Raw genomic sequence first — 1,675 nt, forward strand, 5'->3', positions numbered from 1 at the left:
AGCGGAAGAGCACTCTGGCGGTGGAGTCGGGTGGCACGGTGTCGTACAACGTGTTGCCGGATTGGATCGACCCCGACGGCGACGACGTCTACCTGAAGGACGTCGCCGCGGCCTCGGGCGATGAGGTCGACTTCACGACGGACGGCCAGATCACGTACCACGCGATCGCGAGCCCGCCTGGGCGGCAGGAGATCCAGGTCGTCGTGGCGGACGGTTCCGGCGAACTGACCAACGGCGTCATCCAACTCGACATCCGACCGGTCGGGTCGACGCTGCCGAAGACCAACGCCGACCACGTCGTAGCGAAGGTCGGCCAGCAGGTCACGATTTCGCCGCTGAGCAACGACACGTCGTCAAGCCGTGAGCCCCTGCGACTGACGCGCGTCGAGGAGCAGCCGGGCGTCACGGTGGTCCCCGACTACTCGAACAAGACCTTCACGTTCTCGGCCTCGGTGGCCGACGTGTACTACGTGCAGTACCACGTGACGGCCGGCGTACCTGCGGCCGTCGGGCTGGTGCGCATCGATGTGCAGGAGCCCACGCAGGAGGATCTGGCGCCGATCGCGGTGCGCGATGTCGCGCTGCTGCCCACCGGCGGCGAAGCGCTCGTCGGCGTCCTGAACAACGACACCGACCCTGGCGGCGGCGTCCTCGTCGTGCAGTCCGTGACCGTGGAGCCCGGCAGCGGCGTGTCCGTCTCGGTGCTCAATCACGAGACCCTGCGCATCAGCGACCAGGGAGCACTCGACGATCAGGTGCGCATCAAGTACCGCATCTCGAACGGCACGAAGACGGCCGAGGGCGACGTGGTCGTGATCCCGATCGCGGCGCCGGACAAGCTGCTCCCGCCGGTGGCGAACGACGACACGGTGGTCGTGCGGGCCGGTGACGTGGTGACGATCCCGGTACTTGACAACGACACGCATCCGAACGATCTGGCGATGCACGTCGAGCCGGAGCTTGTCGAGCCGTTCATCGAGCCCGAGGACGGCGAGGCGTTCGTCTCCCAGGACCAGGTGCGCTTCCGCGCGGGCCCCGAGGCCAAAACCGTCTACGCGACCTACAACGTGATCGACGAGAACGGCCAGGTCGACGCGGGATACATCACGATCCAGATCCTCGCGGTCGACGAGGAGAAGAACGCGGCGCCCCGCCCTCGCGACATCACAGCGCGGACGCTGAGCGGCACGACGGCGAACATCGCGATCCCGCTGGACGGCATCGATGCCGATGGCGATTCTGTGGAACTGCTCGGGCTCGATTCGAACCCGAAAAAGGGTCTGGTCACGGTCGAGGCGAACTATCTCGTCTACGACGCGTTCGAGGACTCGACGGGGCTGGACACGTTCACCTACAAGGTCCGCGACAAGCTCGGCAAGGAAGGCACCGCGACCGTCCAGGTGGGCATCGCACCCAGCGAGGAAGTGAACCAGTCGCCGTACGCCGTGAAGGACTCCGTCGTCGTGCGGCCGGGGCGCGAGGTCGCGGTGCCCGCGTTGGCGAACGACTCGGACCCGGAGGGCTCGAAGGTCGCGCTGGTGAAGAACGGCTTGACACTGCCCGACGACGTGCCGGGTCTCGATGCGCGGGTGTCGGGTGATCGGGTGCTGGTTCAGGCGCCGGATGCCGAGGTGGAGACGTCTTTGCAGTACACGATCGTGGATGAGCGTGGGGC

1 protein-coding gene is annotated in these 1,675 nt (G+C 66.9%); it reads left to right on the forward strand.

Annotation, left to right across the window (positions count from 1 at the left end; all coding sequences use genetic code 11):
* Positions 1–38: 38 nt before the first annotated feature.
* On the forward strand, positions 39–1,675 hold a 1,637-nt coding region (locus tag M2317_RS18330), incomplete at its 3' end, for an Ig-like domain-containing protein (protein WP_429462710.1).

The sequence above is a fragment of the Microbacterium sp. ZKA21 genome, assembly GCF_050434165.1.
Taxonomy (GTDB): Bacteria; Actinomycetota; Actinomycetes; order Actinomycetales; family Microbacteriaceae; genus Microbacterium.